Source organism: Armatimonadota bacterium, from assembly GCA_031432545.1.
Lineage (GTDB): Bacteria > Sysuimicrobiota > Sysuimicrobiia > Sysuimicrobiales > Sysuimicrobiaceae > Caldifonticola > Caldifonticola tengchongensis.
In genome coordinates, this window is the sequence record JAVKGX010000005.1 from 1 (window position 1) to 24,011 (window position 24,011).

General features: G+C 68.4%; 24 protein-coding genes. 18 read left to right on the forward strand and 6 right to left on the reverse strand.

Annotation, left to right across the window (positions count from 1 at the left end):
- Nucleotides 1-148: 148 nt before the first annotated feature.
- On the reverse strand, nt 149-877 hold the full coding sequence (locus tag QN163_06485; GenBank protein ID MDR5683654.1) for a response regulator transcription factor: 729 nt from the start codon (nt 875-877) through the stop codon (nt 149-151).
- Between the two features lie 421 nt (nt 878-1,298).
- Between QN163_06485 and QN163_06490 the strand changes: the two genes are divergently transcribed.
- Nucleotides 1,299-1,715 (forward strand): hypothetical protein, encoded by a 417-nt coding sequence (locus QN163_06490; protein ID MDR5683655.1) that lies wholly within the window; start codon nt 1,299-1,301, stop codon nt 1,713-1,715.
- A gap of 215 nt (nt 1,716-1,930) precedes the next feature.
- On the opposite strand, the gene QN163_06495 is transcribed toward QN163_06490, so the two are convergent.
- Together QN163_06495 and QN163_06500 are read right to left on the reverse strand one after the other, a co-directional pair.
- Nucleotides 1,931-2,944, reverse strand: coding sequence for a hypothetical protein (locus tag QN163_06495; GenBank protein MDR5683656.1), 1,014 nt, complete (start codon nt 2,942-2,944; stop codon nt 1,931-1,933).
- Nucleotides 2,945-3,031: 87 nt separating this feature from the next.
- Nucleotides 3,032-3,934: a TIM barrel protein gene (locus tag QN163_06500; protein ID MDR5683657.1), complete on the reverse strand. Its 903-nt coding sequence runs from the start codon at nt 3,932-3,934 to the stop codon at nt 3,032-3,034.
- 43 nt (nt 3,935-3,977) lie between these two features.
- Between QN163_06500 and iolB the strand changes: the two genes are divergently transcribed.
- From iolB to QN163_06530, 6 genes are all read left to right on the forward strand, one after another.
- Nucleotides 3,978-4,922 carry a 5-deoxy-glucuronate isomerase gene (gene iolB, locus QN163_06505; GenBank protein MDR5683658.1) on the forward strand — a complete coding sequence of 315 codons (945 nt, stop codon included), beginning with the start codon at nt 3,978-3,980 and terminating at the stop codon, nt 4,920-4,922.
- Nucleotides 4,915-5,871 carry a 5-dehydro-2-deoxygluconokinase gene (gene iolC / locus QN163_06510; GenBank protein ID MDR5683659.1) on the forward strand — a complete coding sequence of 319 codons (957 nt, stop codon included), beginning with the start codon at nt 4,915-4,917 and terminating at the stop codon, nt 5,869-5,871. Before iolB ends, iolC begins: the two co-directional genes overlap by 8 nt.
- A gap of 136 nt (nt 5,872-6,007) precedes the next feature.
- Nucleotides 6,008-7,870: a 3D-(3,5/4)-trihydroxycyclohexane-1,2-dione acylhydrolase (decyclizing) gene (gene iolD / locus QN163_06515; protein MDR5683660.1), complete on the forward strand. Its 1,863-nt coding sequence runs from the start codon at nt 6,008-6,010 to the stop codon at nt 7,868-7,870.
- Complete coding sequence (locus QN163_06520; GenBank protein ID MDR5683661.1) at nt 7,867-9,336, forward strand: CoA-acylating methylmalonate-semialdehyde dehydrogenase; 1,470 nt, start codon at nt 7,867-7,869, stop codon at nt 9,334-9,336. Before iolD ends, QN163_06520 begins: the two co-directional genes overlap by 4 nt.
- A 120-nt stretch (nt 9,337-9,456) precedes the next feature.
- Entirely contained in the window at nt 9,457-9,834 is a 378-nt protein-coding gene (locus QN163_06525) for a DUF2703 domain-containing protein (protein MDR5683662.1), read from the forward strand.
- Nucleotides 9,835-9,873: 39 nt separating this feature from the next.
- A complete protein-coding gene (locus QN163_06530) occupies nt 9,874-10,407 on the forward strand; it encodes a thioredoxin family protein (protein ID MDR5683663.1) in 534 nt (177 codons plus the stop codon).
- A gap of 62 nt (nt 10,408-10,469) precedes the next feature.
- Here QN163_06530 and QN163_06535 read toward each other — a convergent pair whose 3' ends face one another.
- On the reverse strand, nt 10,470-11,105 hold the full coding sequence (locus tag QN163_06535) for an O-methyltransferase (protein ID MDR5683664.1): 636 nt from the start codon (nt 11,103-11,105) through the stop codon (nt 10,470-10,472).
- A 138-nt stretch (nt 11,106-11,243) separates the two neighbouring features.
- Here QN163_06535 and QN163_06540 point away from each other — a divergent pair, with 138 nt between their 5' ends.
- The 3 genes from QN163_06540 to QN163_06550 all read left to right on the forward strand — a co-directional run bounded on the left by QN163_06540 (nt 11,244) and on the right by QN163_06550 (nt 14,480).
- The gene (locus QN163_06540) at nt 11,244-11,762 is read left to right on the forward strand and encodes a chromate transporter (protein MDR5683665.1); all 519 of its coding nucleotides are present in this window, start codon (nt 11,244-11,246) and stop codon (nt 11,760-11,762) included.
- 117 nt (nt 11,763-11,879) lie between these two features.
- A complete protein-coding gene (locus tag QN163_06545) occupies nt 11,880-12,950 on the forward strand; it encodes a PQQ-dependent sugar dehydrogenase (GenBank protein ID MDR5683666.1) in 1,071 nt (356 codons plus the stop codon).
- 249 nt (nt 12,951-13,199) lie between these two features.
- Nucleotides 13,200-14,480, forward strand: a complete 1,281-nt coding sequence (locus QN163_06550; GenBank protein ID MDR5683667.1) for a glycoside hydrolase family 1 protein — start codon at nt 13,200-13,202, stop codon at nt 14,478-14,480.
- 75 nt (nt 14,481-14,555) lie between these two features.
- Here the strand turns inward: QN163_06550 and QN163_06555 are convergent, their stop codons facing one another.
- The gene (locus QN163_06555) at nt 14,556-15,137 is read right to left on the reverse strand and encodes a protoglobin domain-containing protein (GenBank protein MDR5683668.1); all 582 of its coding nucleotides are present in this window, start codon (nt 15,135-15,137) and stop codon (nt 14,556-14,558) included.
- Nucleotides 15,138-15,465: 328 nt separating this feature from the next.
- Here QN163_06555 and QN163_06560 point away from each other — a divergent pair, with 328 nt between their 5' ends.
- Nucleotides 15,466-15,843 (forward strand): hypothetical protein, encoded by a 378-nt coding sequence (locus QN163_06560; GenBank protein MDR5683669.1) that lies wholly within the window; start codon nt 15,466-15,468, stop codon nt 15,841-15,843.
- A 135-nt stretch (nt 15,844-15,978) separates the two neighbouring features.
- Here the strand turns inward: QN163_06560 and QN163_06565 are convergent, their stop codons facing one another.
- The gene (locus tag QN163_06565) at nt 15,979-16,587 is read right to left on the reverse strand and encodes a sigma-70 family RNA polymerase sigma factor (protein ID MDR5683670.1); all 609 of its coding nucleotides are present in this window, start codon (nt 16,585-16,587) and stop codon (nt 15,979-15,981) included.
- Nucleotides 16,588-16,684: 97 nt separating this feature from the next.
- On the opposite strand from QN163_06565, the gene QN163_06570 reads away from it, so the two are divergent.
- The 7 genes from QN163_06570 to QN163_06600 all read left to right on the forward strand — a co-directional run bounded on the left by QN163_06570 (nt 16,685) and on the right by QN163_06600 (nt 23,975).
- Nucleotides 16,685-17,614, forward strand: coding sequence for a GDP-mannose 4,6-dehydratase (locus QN163_06570; GenBank protein ID MDR5683671.1), 930 nt, complete (start codon nt 16,685-16,687; stop codon nt 17,612-17,614).
- A 112-nt stretch (nt 17,615-17,726) separates the two neighbouring features.
- The gene (locus QN163_06575) at nt 17,727-18,566 is read left to right on the forward strand and encodes a Ku protein (GenBank protein ID MDR5683672.1); all 840 of its coding nucleotides are present in this window, start codon (nt 17,727-17,729) and stop codon (nt 18,564-18,566) included.
- Between the two features lie 35 nt (nt 18,567-18,601).
- Nucleotides 18,602-19,300, forward strand: a complete 699-nt coding sequence (locus QN163_06580; GenBank protein MDR5683673.1) for a DUF72 domain-containing protein — start codon at nt 18,602-18,604, stop codon at nt 19,298-19,300.
- A gap of 105 nt (nt 19,301-19,405) precedes the next feature.
- Nucleotides 19,406-20,368, forward strand: coding sequence for a ring-cleaving dioxygenase (locus QN163_06585; protein MDR5683674.1), 963 nt, complete (start codon nt 19,406-19,408; stop codon nt 20,366-20,368).
- An 80-nt stretch (nt 20,369-20,448) separates the two neighbouring features.
- Nucleotides 20,449-21,009 (forward strand): hypothetical protein, encoded by a 561-nt coding sequence (locus tag QN163_06590; GenBank protein ID MDR5683675.1) that lies wholly within the window; start codon nt 20,449-20,451, stop codon nt 21,007-21,009.
- 18 nt (nt 21,010-21,027) lie between these two features.
- A complete protein-coding gene (gene ligD, locus QN163_06595; GenBank protein ID MDR5683676.1) occupies nt 21,028-23,730 on the forward strand; it encodes a non-homologous end-joining DNA ligase in 2,703 nt (900 codons plus the stop codon).
- The gene (locus tag QN163_06600) at nt 23,730-23,975 is read left to right on the forward strand and encodes a transglycosylase SLT domain-containing protein (protein ID MDR5683677.1); all 246 of its coding nucleotides are present in this window, start codon (nt 23,730-23,732) and stop codon (nt 23,973-23,975) included. The genes ligD and QN163_06600 overlap by 1 nt, the downstream gene beginning before the upstream one ends.
- Nucleotides 23,976-24,011: the final 36 nt, after the last annotated feature.

Genomic DNA, 24,011 nt, shown 5'->3' on the forward strand with positions numbered 1-24,011 from the left:
GAGCAGCAAACACAGCTGCCGGTCTCGGTTGTCGGAGCGAACGGCGCAAATGCCCTTGACCAGCCACGATGCCCCTTCGTGCGTGAAGGTGCGACCCATGGCGCGGTGTCGGCGGCCCAGCGCGCCCGTCGTGACGAACAGCACTCGGTCACCGCTCACCGTCTCCCCCGTCCGGACGCGCGCCGCCCGTCGGCTGGCCGTGCCCGAAAGATCCTCTGGGGCGAGGCCGCCACCCGCTCTGGAGTATGTACACGACCGCCTGCGTCCGGTTGCGCGTGCCGGTCTTGCGGAAGATCGACCGTATGTGACTCTTGACGGTCGTCGGGCTGAGGTACATCCGGCGGGCGATCTCCTGGTCGGTCGCGCCGTGCGTCATGTGCGCCAGGATCTCGATTTCCCGATCCGTCAGACCTGCCGGCGACCGGACGCCGCCGTCTTGTCTCTCCCGCATCAGAGCGCGAAACCGCTCCACCAGGCGGCGCGTCACGCGCGGATGCATCAGGGTGCGCCCGTTGCACACACCCTCGATGGCGCGCACGAGGGTGTCCACCTGGATGTCCTTGAGCACGTACCCGCAGGCCCCCGCCTCGAGGGCCCGGAACGCCCGCTCGTCGTCGGGCTCGTCGCCCAGCACGACGACCTCGGCGGACGGTGCCCGATGCTTGAGCAATCGCACCGCCTGGTAGATGTCGAACCCCTGCGTGTCTTGGTCTATCAGGACGACGTGCGGGGAGAGTGCAGCCGCCATGGCCGCGGCCTCGTGGACCGTGGCGGCCTCACCGACGCACTCGACGGACTCCTGACGCTCGAGCAGGCTGCCCAGCGCCTGCCGCACCAGCGTCGTGTCGTCCACGATCAGGACGCGAAACCTCGCCATCGAAAGTCCACCGCCCATGTTGACCAGCAGTATTGCGCGGGGCGCGGCGATCCGCCTACCCACCAATGGCCAGTTCGGAGTCGTCGTTCGGACGAGGAAGAACTCGTTCGGAGGAACGCCGCGGCTCACCCGACTGGAAATCGGAGCGGTGATCGATGGGATGCGTCGACATCGTCGGTCGTGCAGGCGAGATTTCACCGAACGGACAAACAGATGCGGCCGAAATGCGGCTTTACGTTCCACGCGGCGGGAGTACAGTAAGCGATCAGACGCGATGGCGGTTCGCCCACGCCTTCGTTGCTGAGCTCCCTCCCCGACGAATGCCGGGAATCGGGAGGATCGGGTCTCCGACACAGCGTTCCGAGGCAGCGTGCGCGGTACGGCGTCGTTCCGACCGAGAGCGGCCGCGCCGGGGAGGGATATGGAGGAACGCCCGCTCCGCTTCCTGGAAGCCGCACTGGACGCAGCGGAGGAGAAGCTGATCGAGCTGGTCCGCGCCAACCGACTGACCCCCGATGCGGAGGGCGAAAGCCGGGTCGAGCGGATCGTCTCCGAGCTGCGTTGGGTCCACAAGGCGATCCGGGAAGCGGAGGGCCAGCGCGACCGCACGTACCGGGCCACCCAGCAGCTGCGCGAACTGCGGAGTCGGTGTCTGTGGCTGTACCGGAGGCTGGTACAGGAGTGGTCGTTCGTGCGCAAGTACGATTTGGAGAACCGTCTCAGGCAGATGATCAGCCCGGCCGCCTTCGACCTCTATCTGGCCTTGGAGGCGCTGGACCTCGAAGACGACCCTCGCGCACTCTCCGATGAGGAGGTCACTCGACGGCTTGAGAACTGATCGCTCAGGTTGTCTGTGCCTCCGCCAGCTCTCGCACCACCGCCGGAGACTGCCGCAGCTTGACGCCCAACCGCGAGGTATTCAGCAGGCTCTTTTACTCCGGGTGCTGCTCGAGCAGCGGGACGAGATCCTGTAGGTCCGTCAGGCCGGGTGCCGTGGCGAAGCCACTCCAGCAGGGGTGCGGCGACCGCGGCCGAGGCGGCCGGGCTCGGGCGTCAATCCGGGACGCGGACCAGTGCCCGCACGCCGTCGGCCAGCCCCGGGCTCGGCCAGGGGATGTCGAGCAGCTCCCAGCGCAGCCCGGCGTCGGCCGAACGAAACACGCCCCGGTTGTTGGCGGCATAGACCACGCCCGGCTCGGTGGGGTGGGTTGCGAACCGGCTTGCCACGGTCCCCCCGGCTTCAGGGAGCCCGTCCATCGCGGCCGTCCACCTGCCTCGCCGGCTCCTGCGATAGACGTAGGCTTCCGCGTGGCGCGGGCCGTAGGCGGCGTAGGGCCCGTCGGCCGCTGAGACGATCACCGTCTCGGGATCGTCGGGATCGACCGCGATGCCGACCAAGTAGAGGTGCTCGAGCCCCTCGTCACGTTCGGTCCACGACTCGCCGGCGTCGTGGCTCTCGAAGTATCCGTCGCCGGCCGCCGAGTAGACACGACCGGGGGCCAGCCGGTGGGTCGCGGCGGTATGCGTGTCGTACGGACCCCCGGGGACGCGGTCGAGCCACGTGCGGCCGCCGTCGGGGGTGCGCACGAGCGCTCCCGCTTCGATGGCGACGAACACCCTGCCGGGGCGCCTCGGGTCGGGTTCGATCCAGCGCACGTGGTGGGTGTCCGGCCTGGGTGGAAAGCTCCAGGTCGCAGCCGATGGGAGCGCACGCAGCCCTGCTAGATCAACCCACGTGGTGCCCCCGTCGTCGGATCGAAACACGGCGCTGGGCTCAGTCCCCGCGTACACCACCCCGATGCCACTGTTGTGCTCCGCCGGGCTGACCGCGACGGCGGTGACGTCGCGATGAGGGATGCCTGCCCCGGTGGGCGCCCACGTTCGGCCCGCATCGGTGCTGCGCCACAGCCCGGTGCCCAGCGTTCCACAATACATGCGCGCCGGATCGTGGGGATCGATGGCTACACACTCCGGCCAGCGGTCTGACAGGTGTACTTCGACGGTCCAGCGCGATCCCCGCCGGGCGATCAGCAGGCCGCCGGGCGTCGCGATCAGCACACATGTCATTGCATCTTTCCCTCTTCGATCCGCGGGACGCCGACCGCCGTGGGATCGTACGCGGCTTCGGCTGGAGGCCTCGGCGTATCTGCGTCGTCAGGCGTCAAACAGCCAGCGTACCGCATCCCGATTGTGCCGCGCGCTGCCCAGCGTCTTGGTCGAAGTGTCGACGACGCGGTCTTGCTCGACGACCACCCAGCCGCGGTAGCCCGAAAGCCGTAGCGCGGCGGCGATCCCGGGCAGGTCGACCGATCCGGCACCGAGCTCGACGAATACCCCTCGTCGGGCGGCGGTCACGTAGTCCGCCCCCCGCTCGAGGAGGGCGTGCAGCCGGTCCAGATCGACGTCCTTGAGGTGGACGTGGCCGATCCGCGCCGTGTACTCGCGTGCGAGAGCCACCGGGTCCCCACCGCCGAACGCGACGTGGCCGGTGTCCAGACACAGCCACAGGGTATCCGGATCGGTGTCGTCCATCAGCCGGGCGATCTCTTTTGGGTGCTCCACGTAGCTGCCACCGTGGGGGTGGAAGGAAGCCCGCAACCCGTAGACATCGGTGCACAGGCGCGCTAGACCTACGACCCGCTTGACGTAGCCCGGCCACACGTCGGGTGGGACCCCGTGGCAAATGGTCAGATCCGGTCGCCCGGCGATCGAGCGGCGCCAGTCGTCCCCGGCGTCGGCGAGCAGGATCTCGCGCGCATCCAGACCTTGCAACAGGGCAGCCGCCTTGCGGACCGACTGCTCGCAGACCTCGTAGCATGCCGGATCGGAGAGCTCAAGGGGGACGAAGGCCGCCGCCAGAACCAGATCGCGGCTTTGCAGTTCGTCGCGCAAGCGCGCGGGGTCCTGGGGAAGAAACCCCAACGGCCCCAGCTCGGTCCCCGCGTACCCTGCCAGCGAGATCTCGTCGAGCACGCGCGTGTACGGCAGCTGGGGACCCCAACCTGGGATCTCACAGATCCCCCAACTGATCGGCGCCGTTCCGACACGGACGTCCACCGCAGCCTCCGCGCCCTCCGTCTTCGCCTGCCGATCCGCCCACTTGCTCGCACCGCAAGGATTTCTTCCCGCCGCGTACAAAGTCTTCCTCGTGCCCCAGGCCACACGCAGCTTCCTCGTGCGCCCACGCATCGGGCCCGATCGCACGGGTCTGGTCAACCGTGTGACGGCCCAAGACGCTGGATGGGAATCGCTCAACACCGAGATGTGGCGCCTGGGAAGGGAACAGACTTGGCAGGCGGCGACCGGCGAGAACGAGGCGGTGCTGGTGGTGCTCGGAGGTCGCATCTCCGTCCGGTCGAACCGCGGGCGCTGGCCGGTCGTCGGAAGGCGGCGCGACGTGTTCGCCGGGATGCCGCATGCGTTGTACCTGCCGAGGAGAACCGAATTCGAGGTGACGGCGGTCTCGCCGCTGGCAGAACTGGCGTGGGCGTGGGCGCCGACGGATCGAGACCACGACGCTCGATGCATCGGCCCGGCCGACGTCGAGACCGAGATCCGGGGCGGGCACAACGCCACCCGGCAGATCAACCGCATCTTGCCGCCGGGGTTCCCGTGCCACCGGCTCGTGTGCGTCGAGGTCTACACGCCGGGAGGAAACTGGAGCAGCTACCCGCCGCACAAGCACGATGCCCATCGCACCGACGATTCGGGCGACGTGGTGGAGGCAGATCTGGATGAGGTCTACTGCTACCGGTTCGATCGACCGGAAGGGTTCGCACTCCAGCGGCTGTACGCCGCGGACGGGTCGTTCGACGTCGCGCTCGTCGCCCGGCAGGACGACATCGTCCTCGTGCCGGAAGGCTATCACCCGGTGAGCGCCGCGTACGGATACACCTGTTACTACCTGAACTTCCTCGCCGGGTCGGCCCAGTCGCTGGCGAACAGCGAGGATCCGCACCACGAGTGGGTGAAGCACACGTGGTCGGATCGCGATCCGCGCGTGCCCATTGTCACGCACGCGATGGAGGAAGGCGACGATGGGTGAGCGCCGGTGGGACGTGCTGGCGATGGGCCGCAGCTCCATCGACCTCTACGCCAACGACATTGGGGCACCGTTTCCCCAGATCCGCAGCTTCGCCGCGTACGTCGGGGGTTGCCCCACGAACATCAGCGTCGGGACGCGCCGGTTGGGGCTGCGCAGTGCGCTGCTGACCGCGATCGGTGACGATCCGGTCGGCGACTTCGTGCTGGCGTTCCTGAACGCAGAGGGGGTGGAGACGGGTTTCGTGGCACGCAAACCGGGACGCCGTACGAGCGCCGTGCTGCTCGGCATCGAGCCACCGGACCGGTTTCCGCTGGTCTTCTACAGGGACAACTGCGCCGACATCGCCATCGACGTCGACGACGTGCTGGGCGCGCCCTTGGGCGATGCGCGGTTGGTGCTGATCACCGGCACGGGCCTGTCTGCGGAGCCGAGCCGGTCGGCGACCCTGTATGCGGCAGAACTCGCCGCGTCCGCGGGCGCCGCGGTGTTCGTGGACCTCGACCTGCGACCCACCCTCTGGCACGATCCCCGCGCCTTCGGCCCGACTTTGCGCAGTGCCCTGCGATGCGCGGAGGCGGCGATCGGCACGGAGGAGGAGGTGTGCGCGGCTGCGGGCGCCGACGGCATCGGGGAAGCCGTCCGCCGATTGCAGGATGCCGGTGCTCGGACCGTGGTCGTCAAGCAGGGAGCCCGCGGGTCGACGGTCTTCGACGGTGCGCGGGAGATGCACGCCGATCCGTTCCCGGTCGACGTCTGCAACGTGCTGGGAGCCGGGGATGCGTTTGCGAGCGGGCTCATCTACGGCTTTCTGCGCGGGTGGGACTGGCACCGGGCCGCGCGCATGGGCAATGCCTGCGGCGCCATCGTCGTCACGCGCCACGGGTGTGCCAACTTCATGCCCTACGAACAGGAAACGCTGGATTTCGTGCGGGCCCGGGGCGGGTTCTAGTCCGCGGGCTCAGCCCCGTTGACAAGTTCCTCCCCCTCTGCTTCGCTTGTGTCGGCCGTCCCGACGATCGAAGAGCGTTCGGACATCCGAACCCACCCCCGGTCGTACATCTGCGGTGGAGGGTCGCATCGGGCGGATGAAGACCCGCCGGCTGACGATGGCCCAGGCGCTCGTGGCGTTCCTCGCCGCGCAGCACGTCGAACGGGACGGTCGCCAGATCCCGTTCTTCGCCGGCGTGTGGGGCATCCTCGGCCACGGGAACGTGGCCGGCATCGGCCAGGCCCTGCAGGAGTTTCCTCAGCTGCGCCTGTTCACGGCCCGCAACGAGCAGGCGATGGTGCACGCCGCCAGCGCGTTCGCGAAGATGCACAACCGGTTGCGGGCCTTCGCGTGCACGTCCTCGATCGGTCCCGGGGCGACGAACATGGTCACCGGCGCCGCCGCGGCCACGATCAACCGGCTGCCGGTGTTGTTGCTGCCCGGTGATGCCTTCGCCCGGCGCAACGTCGGCCCCGTGCTGCAGCAGTTGGAATCCCCGTGGTCGCAGGACGTCTCGGTCAACGACTGCTTCCGTCCGGTCTCCCGCTACTGGGACCGCATCGACCGGCCGGACCAACTGCCATCGGCGTTGATGGAGGCGATGCGCGTGCTGACCTCGCCGGCCGACGTCGGCGCCGTCACGCTCGCCCTGCCGCAGGACGTCCAGGCAGAGGCGTGGGACTACCCCGAGGCACTGTTCGAGCGGCGCGTCTGGCAGATCGCGCGCTCCCGCCCCGATGCGGCTCTGCTCCGGCGCGCCGCCGAGTGGATCCGCGCGGCCCGGCGCCCGCTGATCGTGGCGGGCGGAGGGGTGCTGTACAGCGAGGCGCACGAAGCCCTCGCCGACTTCGCGTCACGAAGCGGAGTCCCGGTTGCTGAGACGCAGGCCGGCAAGGGATCCCTGCCGTATGATCACCCACAGAACCTGGGTGCGATCGGCGTGACCGGGTCTTCGGCTGCCAACATCACCGCGCGCGAAGCCGACTTGGTCCTGGCGATCGGCACCCGTCTCACCGACTTTACCACCGCTTCCAAGACCGCCTTCCAGCACCCGGACGTACGTTTCGTCAACATCAACGTCTGCGAACTCGACGCGCACAAGCACGCGGCTCTCCCGCTGGTCGCCGACGCGCGCGTCGCGCTGGGCGAACTGGCAGCCGCCCTCGCCGACCATCGGATCGGTGACGACTACGCCGCACAGATCGCGGGGTTGCGACGGGAGTGGCACCAGGAGGTCGAGCGCCTCACGACACGCCGGCACGGTCCGCCGCTCAGCCAGGCACGGGTGATCGGGATCGTGAACGCGTTCTCCCGACCGCAAGACGTCGTGGTCTGCGCCGCCGGCAGCCTCCCGGGGGACCTGCACAAGCTGTGGCGCACCCGCGACCCGAAAGGGTACCACCTCGAGTACGGCTACTCCTGCATGGGCTACGAGATCGCCGGCGGTCTGGGTGTCAAGATGGCAGATCCCCGGCGGGACGTCTACGTCATGGTCGGCGACGGCTCGTATCTGATGATGTCCTCGGAGATCGTCACGTCCATCCAGGAAGGCTACAAGCTGACGATCTTGCTGCTGGACAACCACGGGTTCAGCAGCATCGGCGGGCTGTCGCGGGTCGTGGGATCGGGGGGCTTCGGGACCGAGATGCGGTTGCGCAACCTCCAGACCGGGCAGCTGGACGGCGACATCCTGGCGCTGGACTTCGTCGCCAGCGCGAAGGGACTGGGGGCGCACGCGGTCCGGGCTGTCACCGAAGAGGATCTGCAGGCCGCCCTCGAAGAGAGCCGGCGCCAGGATCGCACGACGGTGATCGTGGTCGAGGTCGACGGTACGGACCGCGTTCCCGCATACGAGTCCTGGTGGGACGTACCGGTGGCGGAGACCTCGCAGATGCGCACGGTCCAGGAAGCGCGGGCCGCGTACGAGGAGAACCGATCGAAGGAGAGGTTCTGGCCATGAGCGGCGTGGCGACGCAGGAAGTGCTCAACTGCGTGGGAGGCGAGTGGAAGCGCCCCCGGGGTACGGATGCACTGCCCGTCTACGATCCTGCGACGGGCAAGGTGATCACCCACACGACGGTGTCCACGCCGGAGGACGTCGACGAGGCAGTGTGCTCGGCCGCCAGCGCGTTCGAAGAGTGGCGGCGCACGCCGGTGACCGAACGCGTGCAGTACCTGTTCCGGCTGAAGCGTTTGCTCGAGGACGACCTGGAGGACCTGGCACGCACCGTGACGCGCGAGTGCGGGAAGACGTACGGGGAAGCGGTTGGCGAGCTGCGCAGGGGCATCGAGAACGTGGAGGTGGCGTGCGGGATCCCCACGCTGATGCAGGGGTACAACAACGAGGACGTGGCACGCGGGATCGACGAGCACCTCTACCGGCAACCGCTGGGTGTGGTGGCGGCGATCACGCCGTTCAACTTCCCGGGGATGATCCCGCTGTGGTTCTTGCCGTATGCGATCGCCTGCGGGAACACGTTTGTGTTGAAGCCGTCCGAAAAGGTGCCGCTCACCGCCCAGAAGATCATGCGCCTCGTGGAGCGCACCGGGCTGCCCGCAGGCGTCGTGAACCTCGTGAATGGCGCCAAGGAGACGGTCGACGCGATCTGTGACCATCCGGGCATCCGGGCGGTGAGCTTCGTGGGGTCCACGCCCGTCGCCCGGTATGTGTACGCACGCTCGACGGCGGCCGGCAAACGCGCGCAGTGCCAGGGTGGGGCGAAGAACCCGGTGATCGTGATGCCCGACGCGGACTGGGATCTCGTGCCGCGGGTGGTGGCAGAATCGGCCTTCGGGTGCGCGGGGCAACGCTGCCTGGCCAGTTCGCTTGCGCTGGTGGTCGGTGACGCCAAGCAACCGTTCCTCGAGGCGATGGCGGAGGTGGCGCGCGCGATGCGGGTCGGCGGTGGCCTGGATCCGGAGGTGCAGATGGGGCCGGTGATCCGCGCGGAGAGCAAGGCGCGCGTCGAAGGCCTGATCGGCGAGGGCGCGAGGGAAGGCGCGCGTGTGGTCGTCGACGGTCGGGGCGCGCGCATTCCGGGCTACGAGGGCGGGTTCTTCGTGCGGCCGACGATCCTCGACGGGGTGCCCCCGGACGGGGTGATCGCGCGGACGGAGATCTTCGGGCCCGTGCTGGGACTGGTGGCAGTGGAGACCATCGACGAGGCCATCGAGGTGGTCAACCGTCAGAGCTACGGGAACATGGCGTGCCTGTTCACGGGCAGCGGGGCGGCCGCGCGGAAGTTCCGCCACCAGGCTCGGGCCGGCAACATCGGCATCAACGTCGGCGTGGCGGCTCCGATGGCCTTCTACCCGTTCTGCGGAATCAAGGAGAGCTTCTTCGGCGACCTGCACGGTCAGGGCAAGGACGCGGTCGAGTTCTACACCGACAAGAAGGTGGTAGTGGAACGGTGGTCCGCTGGCTAGTCCAGTCGGTGTCAGACGGCCTGGACGGAGCGGGGTGCCCTCGGACGACGAGGTCTGCTTGTCGGGCATAAGGCCGCACACCGGATCGTTGTGCCCAGTTGGGCGGCATCAGGTGGCAACATGCTTGAGGTGACGTTCCTGTACTTCGACGGGTGCCCTTCGCACGCGCAGGCGCTGGAGCGCCTGCGCCGCGTGCTCGCCGAGGTGGGCGTGCAGGCCGACGTCGAGATCGTGAGGGTGGAGACCGACGAACAGGCCGAGCGCTGGCGGTTCGTCGGATCGCCGACGATCCGCATCAACGGCGAGGACATCGCGCCCACCCCTCCGGAAGGACCGTACCGGCTCGCCTGCCGCACGTTCGTCACAGAGGACGGACGCCTGTCGCCGCTGCCCTCCGAGGCGACGATCCGCCGCGCCGTGCAGCGAGCGCTGAGCGGCGGGCCGGGGACCGTCGGCGAGCAGCCCCACGAAGGACCAGGCCGTAGCCACCGCCGCTGAAGACCGTACCTTCGACCGCGGCCACTGGGGAGGAGATCGATGTCGAACCTCAGGATCGGAGATCGGGCGATTCCGTTCAGTCTGCCCGGCGTGGACGGGAAGACCCACAGTCTGCACGACTACCTAAAAGATCGGGTCGTGGCGGTGATCTTCAGTTGCAACCACTGTCCGTACGTGCGGGCGTGGGAGGACCGCATGGTCGCGATCCAGCGCGACTACGCCGACCGCGGCGTCCAGCTGCTGGCGATCAACGCCAACGACGACGTGAAGTACCCGGAGGACAGCTTCGAAAAGATGAGAGAACGGGCGGCGGAGAAAGGCTTCAACTTCCCTTACCTGCGCGACGCGACGCAGGAAGTGGCCCGCGCGTACGGTGCCCAGCGGACGCCGGAGGTGTTTTTGTTCGACCGAGAGGGGATACTCCGCTACCACGGGGCGATCGACGACAACTACGAGGACCCTGGTGCCGTCCGGCGCCACCATCTGCGCGAAGCCCTGGACTCCATCCTGGAAGGTCGCGACCCGCCCGTGACCGAGACTCCGCCCGTCGGGTGCACCGTCAAGTGGAAGTGACGGCCGCCTGCGGCCGGCACGCAACCGACGGGCCCTGAGCGTTCGGGCCTCTTCGGCCCGTCCTAGGTTCTCCGGGCAACCAGCACGCCGTCTCGCAGCGGTACGACGCTTGCGACGAAATCGGGGTCTGCGAACACCTGGCGCGTGTAGATCCGGATCGCCTCCGTCGCCCCGTCACGCTCCTTGGGATTCAGAACCGCGCCGTGCCAGAGCACGTTGTCCGTCAGCAGCAAGCCCCCAGAGCGCAGGTGCTCCTTGATGACCGGAAGCGAGGCCGGGTAGCTTTCCTTGTCGATGTCGTTGAAGATCACGTCGAACCGATCTTCGCGGGCGCGCAGCGCTGCGACGGCCTCGCCGATGTGGAACTCGGCGAACGGCAACAAATCCATGCGGGCGAAGTAGCCGCGCGCGTCCGCCGACAATCCTTCGTCCCACACGACGTGATGGACGGTCCCGCCGCCGTTGTCGCGCACGGCCATCGCGAACCACGCCGTCGAGTATCCGTAACCGGATCCCAGTTCGAAGACGGTCCGCGCGCCGGCGAGCCGTGTCAGGAGGTAGAACATCTGTCCGATTACCGGTCCGACGATCGGGAATCCCGTCCGGCGGGCGCGGTCTTCCATTTCCGCCAACACCGGTTCGCGTGGCGGCAGGAGTTCTTCCAGGTACGGCATGAGGCGGGGATGGAGCACGTCCATGGTCACCAGTATACGCCACGTTTCGTTCTGGACGAGGTCGACTTCGTCGGTGCAGGGACCGAAACGCCATTCCGTCGAAAGTCAGCGCAGGCGTGCAGTCGCGGATCGGTGTGGCAGATCGAACGTGGAGGGGACAGAATGCAGCTCGTGTGGGACATCTTCGTTTCGTTCGCGAAGGTCGGGATGCTGGGATACGGAGGGGGACCCTCCTCGATCCCCCTGATGAAAGCAGAGGTCATCGGGCGTGGCTGGATGAGCGAGACCGACTTCCTGGACGCTCTGGCGGTCGGCAACGCCCTGCCGGGGCCCATCGCGACGAAGATGTCCGCCTACATCGGCTACAGGCTCGCGGGCGTGCTGGGGGGCGCGGCGGGCCTGGCCGGAACCGTAATGCCCTCGGCCCTGCTGATGGTTGGCCTCGCGCTCACGTTCCTCGGCATCAAGGACCACCCGAAGGTCGCCGCGATGCTGCACGCGGTCCGTCCGGCGGTCGTCGGCCTGCTGCTGTGGACGGCGTGGGATTTGGGGCCCAGCGGCGTGCGGTCTTGGGATACGTTGCTGATCGCGCTGGCGACGTTTGCCGTCGTCAGCTTCCTGCGCGTGCATCCTGCCGTCGCGATCCTGCTGGCCGCACTCGTCGGTCTCCTCCTGTATTGAGAGGTCGTTTGTGCCTCGCGAGAGCGAATACGAACCCGCGCGGAGGCTAGAAGGGAGTGCGATCCACTTCGAGGCAGGCCTCGATCACAGGCGGTCTGCCGGAACGGGAGGGATGGGATGCGCGTGGCAGCGGGCCTCGTCTTGACGGTCGCGTTGGCGAGCGGGGTGCCGGTGGCCTCGGCCCCACAGGTCACCACCTATCTACGCGGGCTGGAGGTCCCTTGGGCCATCGCGTTCGCGCCGGATGGGCGCGCGTTCGTGTCGGAGCGACCCGGGCGCGTTCGCGTGGTGCGCGACGGACGCCTCGACAGCAGTCCGGTGGCGACGCTTCCTGTGGCGCACGTCGGCGAGGGGGGTCTGCTGGGACTGGCTGTCCACCCTGAGTTCCCGCGGCAGCCGTTTGTGTACGTCTACTACACCTACGACCAGAACGGACTGCGCAATCGCATAGAGCGGCTGCGGGAGCAGGACGGTCGCCTGGTGCGCGACCGCGTCATCCTGGACAACATTCCCGGCGCCCGCATCCACGACGGCGGGCGGATCCTCTTCGGACCGGACGGGATGCTGTATGTCGGGACGGGGGACGCCGCGCAGCGCGCGCTGGCTCAGGACCGGCAATCGCTGGCCGGCAAGATCCTACGGCTGACACCGGACGGCGGCATCCCACCCGACAACCCGTTCCCGGGTTCTGCGGTGTACTCGCTGGGGCACCGCAACGTGCAGGGGCTGGCATGGCATCCACAGACGCGACGGCTGTATGCCACGGAGCACGGCCCCAGCGGTGAGCTCGGCCGCGCGCACGACGAGGTCAACCTCATCCGGCCTGGCGCCAACTACGGCTGGCCGGAGGTCGTGTGCGGGACACCGCGTGCAGGGTTTGTCGATGCGCTGGCCTGCAGCGGGGAGGAGACGTGGGCGCCGGCGGGCGCGAGCTTCGTCACGCAGGGCGCTTGGCGCGGCCGGCTGCTGGTTGCCAACCTGCGCGGAGCCCACCTGCGGGTGTTCGTCCTCAGCGAGGACGGCACCCGCGTCGTGCGACAGGAACGCATGCTGGAAGGTTTCGGACGTCTGCGGGATGTCGTCGAGGGGCCGGACGGAGCCCTGTACGTGCTGACGAGCAATCGCGACGGCCGCGGCCGCCCGGCGGACGACGACGACCGGATCCTGCGGGTGGTGCTGCCCCGCTGAACCCCATCGACTCCGACGGTGCGACGCGGGGTCGGGGAGCACGCTGTGGCCTCAGCGCAACACGCGCGGCGGATCGACCCGTGTGCCGTCCTTTCGGACCTCGAAGTGCAGGTGGGACCGGCCGGTGCCGCGGCCCTTCCAGCCGCGCTTCACGCCCTGGGCAGCTCGCCTCGGGAGTGTGATCTTCGATAGGGGTGCGTGCTCGCCTCCGAGGAGGGAAACGGGCCGCGACGGCCCAAGGTTCGCTCCGTGGCCGGCAAGCAGTTTCCTTCGGACTTCCGCTGGGGGACCGCCACCAGCAGCCATCAGGTCGAGGGTGACAACACCAACAACGACTGGTGGGCCTTCGAGCAGCAGCCGGGGCGCATCCGAAACGCGGACCGGTCCGGCCGCGCGTGCGACTGGTGGCGCAACGCGGAGGCCGACTTCGACCGGATGGCGGCGCTGAACCAGAACGCCCACCGGCTGTCGCTGGAGTGGAGTCGCCTGGAGCCGCGGGAGGGATACTTCGACGATGCCGCCGCTGGGCGCTACCGCCAGATGCTCAGCGGCCTGCGCGCGCGGGGCATCGAACCCATGGTCACGCTGAACCACTTCACGCTGCCGCTGTGGGTGGCGCGCTCAGGCGGCTGGGAGAACACGCGGATCACGGAGTGGTTCGTACGTTACGCGCGGCATTGCGCCGAGTGGTTCGGGGACCTGGTGGAACTGTGGGTTCCCATCAACGAACCCAACGTGGTCCTCGTGCTCGGCTACCTGCAGGGCGTCTTCCCGCCGGCCGTCCGCAATCCGCTGCGTGCCCGCCGCGCGCTGCACAATTTGCTGCGGTCGCATGCCGCGGCCTATCGGGCGATCCACGCAGTGCGACGGGGCGCCCGCGTGGGCACGGCTCACAATATTCGCCTGTTCGATCCTGCCCACAAGCGGGCCACAACCGATGCGTGGGCGGCCGGCCTGCAGTCGCAGTTCTTCAACTGGGTGTGGCTGGACGTCCTCCATCGGGGAGAGGGCCGCTCGATCCTGTGGTCGGGCCGGATGCCGGAGTGTGCGAACACGGTCGACTTTCACGGTGTGAACTACTACACACGCGAGCGTGTCCGCTTCGTGCCGTGGCGGATCCATTACGCCTTCGGAAGGAACTTCTACACGCCGGGAGCGCAGATGAGCGACTACGGGTACGGTGAGGTTTATCCCGTCGGGCTTTACCGTGCGCTAAGCGAGGTGTGGCGCCGCTACGCCCGACCGGTGTTCGTGACCGAAAACGGCATTCCCGACGAGGACGACGACATGCGGCCTCGGTTCCTGCTTGATCACCTGAGCGCCGTGCACCGTGCCATCGCCGATGGTGTGCCGGTCCAGGGATACTACCACTGGTCTCTGCTCGACAACTTCGAGTGGGCCGAAGGATGGCGGATGAAGTTCGGGTTGATTGCGATGGACCCCGTCACGCAGGAGCGTAGGGAGCGCCCGAGCGCGCGCCTGTACGCCGAGATCTGCCGCACCGGAAGACTGCTGCTCGATGCCAGCTAGCGGGTCACGGATCGGATCGAGGCGCAGCTGAGCGGACCGGGGCGAAGCGGCTCACCCCAGGGTTGTCGTGCCGGCTCACCAGTCACCCACCTTCGCATACGGGTAGCTCCACAGAGCGACCTGCAGGACCACCGCCTTTACCCAGGCTGCGTGCATCTTCTCCACGTCCTCTGCGGGGTGCCCCTTGTTGGCCAGGAACGGCTTGATCGTCAAGGCGATGGGCGCGATCAAGGCCACCACGTAGCGCAGGGGAATGTGATCCACGGACCGCACCCCATCCGTTTGGTTCTTCTTGACCCGGTGGTGCCGCAGGCCGATCTCGTGTTGGTAGTCCAGCCACGCCTGATCGTGGGGGCGGCGGCAGGTGTCCAGGATCCACTGCCCGAACCGTTTACGGACTGCGGCCAGGTATTCGCCCAGGGGCTGACCGTCGGGTCCGGTGAAGTAGTGAACCAGATGCGGGGTGGAGCCCACGAACCCGTACCAGACGTCCAGGATCTGCTCCACCTGGTCTTCCAAGACATCCCCTGCCATCCGCAGGTACCGCAGGTCCTCGTCCGTGATGGCCGCCGCCTGCTGGAGTCTGCGCAGATCCTCTGCAGACACGGGGCTGCGGGCGACTTCCGCCGTGCCGTAGGTGTAGCCGGGGATCGCCACGGGCCACCTCCATATAATAAGGACTCCTAAATATCTAACCCGGCCGTCCTGAGGCTGTCAAGGGGCTGGGCCCGAAGGACCTTGCGGGCGTCCGGGGCACGGGTGGTCAGCGATTGCGGGATCGTGCCTGCACGGTGCGCTTGCGCTGGCAGACCATAGGGAGTGCCTCGCTTGACCTCGAAGGCGTACGGCGCTAGGATGGGGTTGACGCAGCCAACCACACCTGCAGCGCGGCGGGGTGGCGCTGCGTTTTGTGTTGTCGTCGAGCGTGCGGGCCGGCGCCTCCCGACGGGGCGGGCGACGGCCCGCTCTTTGTGGAGGCGGACGAATGGCTGGGACGCACCGGACCGTGTTGCGCGACATCCGCCGGCAGACGACCTCCTTCCGCGAGGAGCACCGTCGGGTGCTGCAGCGCGAGCGACAGGCGCTGGTCGCGGTCCGCGATGAGCTCCGCAGGCACACGGCGTACCACGCTGTCCACCGAGGCGAGCACAAGCAGTTGCTGGAGGAAGCGCAGCGCATGGCCAGGGAGGGCCTGGAAGCGCACAAGCGGGCGCTTGAAGCGAATGCGTGGATTCTGCGGATGGTAGAAGTGTACGAGCGGATGCAGGCGTTGCGCGCGGAGCGGGAGCGCCAAAGAACCGAACGGAGGGCGGCGCGCCGCCAGCGCGCGGCAGTCATGCGGACGGTCGGCTCGGGTGTCTGACAAGAGCTCCCCGACGCTCGTCGGGGAGAGTGCCCCACCCCCCGCAGCGGCGGCCCGGCAACGGGCCGCCGCTGTTGTGTCCGGCGGACAGGAGGTGGTGCATCCGGAGGCGATGATGCCAGTCGGTCCGCCGAGCTACGCCCGGAATGCGCGGATCTTCGGATGGCGGCGCAGGCGCGCCAGGATGTTCCGCTTGGTGGTATAGATCGACTCCACGGAGTCGAACAGCCCCGGCAGCCGCGCCAGGATCTGGCGAGGTGAGGCGCCGTTGACGAACGACTCGTAAACGAGCGCGCGGTCCCGTTCGTCGGCGAGGACCGACAGGATCGCTTCCCACAGTTCCTCGCGCTCCAGGTTGCGGACGGCCAGGGTCTCGACGTCGGGCACGCTGCCCGGCGGAGGGTCGTCGGCCAACAGCGTTTCCTCTCGGCGGCGCAGCACGTCGACGATGGCGCTGTGCGCACACATCTTGAGGTAGCGCAGCAGGCTGGGGACGTCGGGAAAGCGTGTGAACTTATGTTCGTCAACCGCGGCCAGCATCTTCTCGAAGGCCCGGTTCACGAAGAACTCGACCGGCTCTCCGGTTCGCAGGAAGCCGGGGTGGCGGCGGACCCACGCAGCGACCAGCGCCTCATAGCGGGCATACAGCGTCCGCCAGGCGTCTTCGTCCCGGAAGGCGAGAGCACGGCGGAACAGCGCGTGCGCGTCCCCCTCGGCCAGCGCAGACGGGTCGGGCCTGACCATCGTACGTCGGTGGGTGGCTGCAGCGGAGTATTCTGGCGAAGGGGTGCCAAATCCTGGCCCCTCAGCGGACGGCGAGATCATCGGGGGGAGGACACTCATGAAGGTCCTGGTCACGGGCGGGGCGGGGTTTATCGGATCGCACGTGGTGGAGGCGCTGCTCGGTGCCGGGCACGAGGTTTGCGTCGTCGACGACCTCAGCAGCGGCCGGCGCGAGCACCTGTCCCCTGACGTGCGACTCCACGTTCTGGACATCGCAGACGCCGCCCTCGCCGAGGTGTTCGACGCGGAGCGGCCAGACGCGGTCAGCCACCAGGCGGCTCAGCCGTCGGTGGCAGTCTCGGTCCGCGAGCCGCTGGCCGACGCCCGTGTGAACGTCCTCGGGACCCTGAACCTGATCACGCAAGCCGTACGCACCGGAGTGCGCCGCTTCGTGTTCGCGAGCACCGGCGGAGCGATCTACGGTGAGTGCGAAGCCCTCCCGGTGACCGAGGCGCATCCGGCCCGCCCGATCAGCCCGTACGGCGTACACAAGCTGTGTGCGGAGCACCACCTGTTCGCCGCCCAACACCTGTACGGGTTGCGCTGGACCGCCCTGCGGTACGCGAACGTCTACGGACCCCGACAGGACCCGCACGGGGAGGCCGGCGTGGTGGCCATCTTCACCCGCGCGATGCTCGCCGGCCAGACCCCGACGATCTTCGGCGACGGGCTCCACACGCGGGACTACGTGTACGTCGGCGACGTGGCTGCGGCGAACGCCGCCGCGCTGGCAGCCGACGCAGACGGCGTGTTCAACATCGGCACGGGGACCGAGACCAGCACGCAGCAGGTCTTCGACACACTCAAGGCCCAAACCGGGTACTGGGGCGAACCGCGGTACGGGCCGCCGCGGCCGGGGGACGTACGCCGGATCGCGCTGGACGTATCGCGTGCCGAACAGGCGCTCGGATGGAGGCCCACCGTCTCGCTGGACGAGGGGCTCCGTCGGACGGTCGAGTGGTTCCGGCGAGCCTGGGTTGGACAATAGGGCGTAGCATAGTCCTACGGAAGTCGATCGTAGGCGGTCTGCGGGGCCGGGACGTTTCGCAGCCGTCCTGACGGCCGGAGTCGCCGAGTTCTGATTGCGGACCGAGGTTTCCATGCGCCCGATCTGGAAAGGACACATCTCCTTCGGCCTCATCACGATCCCCGTGCGCCTGTACGTGGCGCAAGAGTCCAAGGACGTCCGCTTTCGCCAGCTCCACAAGACCTGCATGACGCCCATCAAGCAGGTCCGGCGCTGCCCGGCGTGTGAGAAGGACCTGAACTGGGACGAGATCGTGCGGGGGTTCGAGTACGAAAAGGGCCGGTTCGTTGCCATCACCGATGAGGACACCGAACAGGTACCTCTGCCCACGGCGGGTGCGATCAACCTGTTCGGCTTCGTGCAGCTCGAAGAGATCGATCCGATCTACTTCGAGCGCGCCTACTATCTCGCCCCTGACTCCGGCGGGGCCAAGGCGTTCAAACTGCTGCAGGAATCCCTCGACGCCGCCGGCAGGGTGGGAATCGGGAAGGTCGTGCTGCGGGAGAAGGAACACCTCGTCGCGATGCGCCCGTACCGGGACGCCCTGGTCCTGGAGATTTTGTACTACGCGGACGAGATCCGGGCGATCTCAGAGCTGGAGGAGTACCCGATCGAGGTCAAGGTCCATCCGAACGAGCGAAAGATGGCTGTGCAGCTGATCGATGGGATGGCGATGGAGTTCCGGCCGCAGGAGTACAAGGACGACTACCGGGAGGCGCTGCTGAAGGTCATCCAGGCGAAGGTGGAAGGGGCTCCACCCCCGGAGGTCGCACCGCCGCGCGAGGAGAAGGTGATCGACCTCATGGAGGCGCTGCGGCGCAGCCTGCAGATGGCCAAGGAACAGCGCGTGGCCAAGCGCCCGGCTGCGGCGCGGCCGAAGCGCGCGGCGGGCATGCGCGAGCGCCACAAGTAGGGAGGGTCGCGCCCTTTTCGCGCTGGTGCGGAGAGATGAACGTCCTCGCCGGTACGTCCGGCTTCGCCTTTCCGGATTGGAAGCCGCTGTTCTATCCTTCCGAACTGCCCAACGACCGGTTGCTGGCGCACTACGCGACCCGCTTGCCCACGGTCGAGATCAATGCCTCCTTCTACCGCATGCCCACAGCGGACACCCTCCAGGCGTGGAAGTCCCAGGTGCCGACACACTTCCGGTTCGCGATCAAGGCCCACAGGCGGATCACGCACGTCAAGCGGCTTCGCGACGTCGACGGGGAGGTGCGGTGGCTGCACGAACGCCTGGGGATCCTCGGCGGCGCGCTCGGACCGGTGCTGTTCCAGTGTCCACCCTCGCTGCGGCGCGACGACGCGCTGCTGGAGGCGTTCTTGGCGGCGCTGCCGCCCTTTTCGCGGGTCGCGGTGGAGTTCCGCCACGCCAGCTGGTACCGAGACGAGGTGTACCAGCTGCTGCACCGCTACGGGGCGGCTCTGTGCATCGGCGAGGACGACGGATCCTGCGACCCGCTCGTGCACACCGCGCCGTTCGGTTACTACCGGTTGCACCGGCTGCGCTACAACGAAGAGCGGCTGAGGTTTTGGGCCGACCACTTGCGGTCGGCGCCGATTGCGACCGCGTTCTGCTACTTCACGCACGATACCGGCCCGGAGGCGACGACCTACGCCTTGCGTCTGATGGCGCATGCCGCCGACTGACCCGGCCGGGAATGTACCAACGCCGGGAGCCGTTGCCTGGGTGGACGATCAGGGGCCGAGCGCCGTGGCCCGCCGTCGGGGAGACATCCGTTGGGAGGTGAGGCCGTGAGGTCCGTATTCGGGTTACACCACGTCACCGCTATTTCAGGACCGGCCCAGGAGAACCTCGACTTCTACGCGGGCGTCCTGGGGATGCGGCTCGTCAAGCGCAGCGTCAACCAGGATGACCCTGGGACGTACCACCTGTTTTACGCGGATGGCGAGGGACGCCCTGGTACCGACCTCACCTTCTTCCCGTGGGATCACCTGCCGCGCGGACGCAAGGGCGTCGGCCTGTCGGTCGAGGTCTCTCTGGCGGTTCCCAGCGGCACCTTGGGCTACTGGAGGGAGCGCCTCTTACGGTACGGCGTCGTCGTGGGCGAACCACAGACGCGGTTTGGCGAGCGGACGTTGCCTTTCGTCGATCCCCAGGGCCTGGATGTGGCGCTCGTCGAAGTCGAGGACCGGGCGTTCAGCCCCTGGGAGGAAGGGCCCGTCTCGGCGGACAAGCAGGTTCGTGGACTGCATGCGGCCCGCACCTGGGAGGGGGACCTGCCGACGACCGCGCGGTTTCTGACTGAGGTGCTGGGCTTCGAGTTCCTCGGCGAGGAGGGGGGCTGGCACCGCTTCGGTGTTGACGGAGGAGGCTCCGGGAGGATCCTGGACGTTCGCGAAGTGCCGAACGCCGGAAGGGGGCGGTGGGGTGTCGGGACGATCCACCACCTCGCCTGGCGCGTCGCCGACGACGATCACCAAGCGGAGGTCCGGCGCCGGGTGGCGGAGGCCGGCATGCGCCCCACGCCCGTGGTCGACCGGTTCTGGTTCCGATCGGTGTACTTCACCGAGCCCGGGGGCGTACTGTTCGAACTGGCCACCGACGGGCCGGGCTTCGCGGTCGACGAGGACCCGGCCCACCTCGGCGAGTCGCTCGTGCTCCCCCCGTGGCTGGAGGGGCAGCGTGCGGGCATCGAGGCGGCCCTCCCGCCCCTGCGGTACCCACCGGCCCCCGAGCCGGCGCCTGCACCCTAGGACGGACGGATGCCGCCCCGCGCCCGAGGTACTACCAGGAACCGGTACCAGGAACCGGTACCAGGAACCGGGGTTCGCCGATGGTGGATAGGAACGGGGTCGGGCCCTGGCTAGGCGTCTGGGCAGTCGCGTTGGGGGTTGCGCTCGCAGCGCCGGGGCAGGCTGCGGAGGCGCCGGCCGGACACGAGTCCAGCAGCGGCGTTCTGGTGGCGGGCGGGGGCGCGATCCTCGTCGTGGCGGTGTGGGTAACCCCGGGGCTGGTGGATCACCCGTACTACGTCGCCCGCGTACCGTCGGCGGCGGAGCGCGACAGGCACCGTGCCCTAGCCGGCGGCCACACCGTGATGTCGTTCGAACTGAGCAACCGCAGTCGGCTGCTCGTCGAGGGCCCGGTCGTCGTCAACCTCTTCGTCGACGAAGAGATCCATCGGGTCGTCGAGGGGTCGGCTGCCGCGAACGTGGTGCTGCGGACCGACCAGACCTTCGAGCGCATCTACGTCTTCCCTAAGCTCCCCGCTGGCGCCCGTTCCGTGGTGCTCCTCGTACAGGCCCCGCAGCTGACCGAACGGGGCCGGTGGATCGGTTACCTACCTCAGTTTCGGCTCGGGTTCGACCTGCGGCGCCTGACCTTTCCACCCTAGCAGGCTACACTGGACCTGATGTCCCGCAAGCCTGTGCCGACGCCCCGCGACGGCCTGGAGGAGTACCGGCGCAAGCGGCGTTTCGACAGGACGCCCGAGCCGCAGGGTTCGACCTCCCAGACCGCCAGCGGGAGGCGGTTCGTCGTCCAAGAACACCACGCCCGGGCCCGTCACTGGGACCTGCGCTTGGAGATGGACGGCGTGCTGCGCTCGTGGGCCCTGCCCAAAGGGCCGTCATTGGACCCGGCCGACAAGCGTCTGGCCGTTCTGGTGGAAGACCACCCGATCGAGTACGGCGACTTCGAGGGCGTCATTCCGCCCGGGAACTACGGCGCGGGGACCGTGATGCTGTGGGATCGGGGAACGTACGAGTGCCTGGAGGGCGAGCCATCGGAAGCGTTTCAGCAAGGCAAACTCACGCTGCGGTTTTACGGCGACAAGCTGCGGGGCGAGTTCCACTTGGTAAGGACGAAGCGCAACGGAGGACGCGACTGGCTGTTGTTCAAGGGCCGCGACGAGTACGCGGTTGCCGGATACGATCCCACCGGCACGAGATCGGTGGCGAGCGGCCGCACGATCGAGGAGATCCGCGCCGATGCCGACGCCCGTTGGGCCGTGGGAGCCGACCCGACCCCCGGGCCGGAGCCGGCCGATCCGTTTCCGGAGCCGTTTCCTCCGATGCTCGCCCAGCCGGCGGACGAGCCGTTCGATCGGCCAGGCTGGTGGTTCGAGGTGAAGTGGGACGGCATCCGCGCGCTGGCGTTCGTCCGGCGGCGCGGGGCGGCCCAGGAGGTGGCCGTCTACAACCGATCGCTGCGGCGCATCAACGCCCGCTTCCCGGAGATCGTGGAGTCCCTCAGGCGGCTGCCGGTCACCAGCGTCGTCCTCGACGGTGAGATCGTCGCCACCGACGAGGCGGGCAGGCCCAGTTTCGCCCGCCTGCAGCAGCGCATGCACCTGACGGCCGAACCGGACGTAAGGCACGCGATGCAAGCGGTGCCTGTTTTCTACGTGGTCTTCGACTGCTTGTATCTGGACGGGCACGATCTGAGGGCCCAGCCGTTCGCGCGGCGGCGTCGCGCGCTGGAGGGCCTGTCGTTGCCGGCCGGCGTGCTGCGCGCGGACGCCGTCGAGCAGCACGGCCGGGCGCTGTTCGAGGCTGCGCGGCGGCACGGGTTCGAGGGGGTCGTCGCCAAGAAGGCAGATGGCCCGTACCAGCCGGGGGTGCGCAGCCCCCACTGGTTGAAGATCAAGGGGAAGCAGACGACCGAGGCCGCGGTCGCCGGGTTCACGCGCGGCAAGGGACACCGCGCTGCGACGCTGGGAGCACTGGTGCTCGGCCAGTACGACAGCGCCGGCCGGCTGGTGCACATCGGTCAGACCGGCGGCGGATTCACCGAGGCTGACGTGCGCTCCCTCCGTCGACGGTTGGACGCTCTCGTCGCTGAAGCGTGCCCGTTCGCCGAGGTGCCCGAGACAGCGCAGCCGGTGACGTGGGTGCGCCCGGAGGTGGTGGTGGAGGTCGAGCACGCGGGCCGCACGCCCGACGGCAAGCTGCGGTTTCCGGTGTTCGTCCGTGTGCGCGACGACCTGCGTGCAGCCGACGTCCGCCTGCCCGTCGGTGAGGAGGCGGTGTCAGACGTTCGAAACGGTCCATCCGGGCGGTCGCGCCCGGTGGGCCGCAGCCCAGGCGCGTCTTCGCGGTCGCAGGCCGCAGAGTGGACATCGCCCCGGCAGATCGGCGCGCTGACCTTCACGAATCTGGACAAGGTGTACTTCCCGGAACTGGGGCTCCGCAAGGGCGACGTGATCGAGTACTACCGGCGGATCGCCCGATACCTGCTGCCCCACCTGCGGGATCGACCTCTGACGCTGCGCCGCTTCCCGGAGGGAATCCACGGCGAGGACTTCTTCCAGAAGGACGTCGCCGACGCGCCGGAGTTCGTGCGAACCGAAAGGGTCTGGTCGGACCAGGGGAAGCGGGACATCCGCGTGGTGATCTGCGACAACGAGGAAACCCTGCTGTGGCTGGTGCAGATGGGCTGCATCGAGATGCACGCCTGGTTCTCCCGGGTTGCGCCCATCCCGGGCTCCAGCGTGGCCACGGCGTTTTCGGGATCGGAGGAAGCGCTCGACCGCAGCGTGCTCAACTATCCGGATTTTGTCGTCTTCGACATCGACCCGTTCTTGTTCCCCGAGGGGAAACAGCCCGTGCGGCGGCACGGCGAGTTCGACCCCGACTACTCCCGCGCGGGGTTCGAAGCCGCGCGGCGGGCGGCCCTCTGGCTGGAGGAGGCGCTGTCGGGTCTCGGGCTCCGGTCGTACGCCAAGACCTCAGGCAAGACCGCGCTGCACGTCTTCGTCCCGATCGAACGGCGCCACACGTACGCCGAGACGCACGCCTTCGCCAAGACCGTGGCCGCCTGGCTGGTGCGCCGCCACCCCAAGGAACTGACGGTGGCCTGGAGGGTGCGCGACCGGGTTGGCAAGGTCTTCTTGGACTACAACCAGAACGTGCGCGGCAAGACGCTGGCGACCGTGTACAGCCTGCGCCCCGTACCCCCGGCCACTGTCAGCGTGCCGGTGACGTGGGAGGAATTGCGCCGTGGTTTCGACCCCCTGCAGTGGACGTTCCGCACGGTGTTCGACCGGATCGATCGGGTCGGCGACCTCTGGTCGCGCATCCTCCAATCCCCGCAGCGCATCGAGATCTCGGCGTGATGAACTTCCTGCGGGCGGTCCGCCTGGGGGCAACCTACCTGGCCGGCCGGCTGGCAGACTTCGGCGGCGACGTGGCGCTGGCGCTCGCCGCGTACAACGCCGGCCCCGGTGCCGCCCGCCGCTTCGCCCGGTTCCCGCGGGGCCGACCGGACGAGTTCGTCGAGCGCATCCCCTTCGGAGAGACGCGCGGCTACGTCCAACGCGTCCTCGAATCCTACGGCATCTACCGCTGGTTGTACCGCTGACGGATCGATACACCCCTGGAGGAGCGGCAGCCCGGC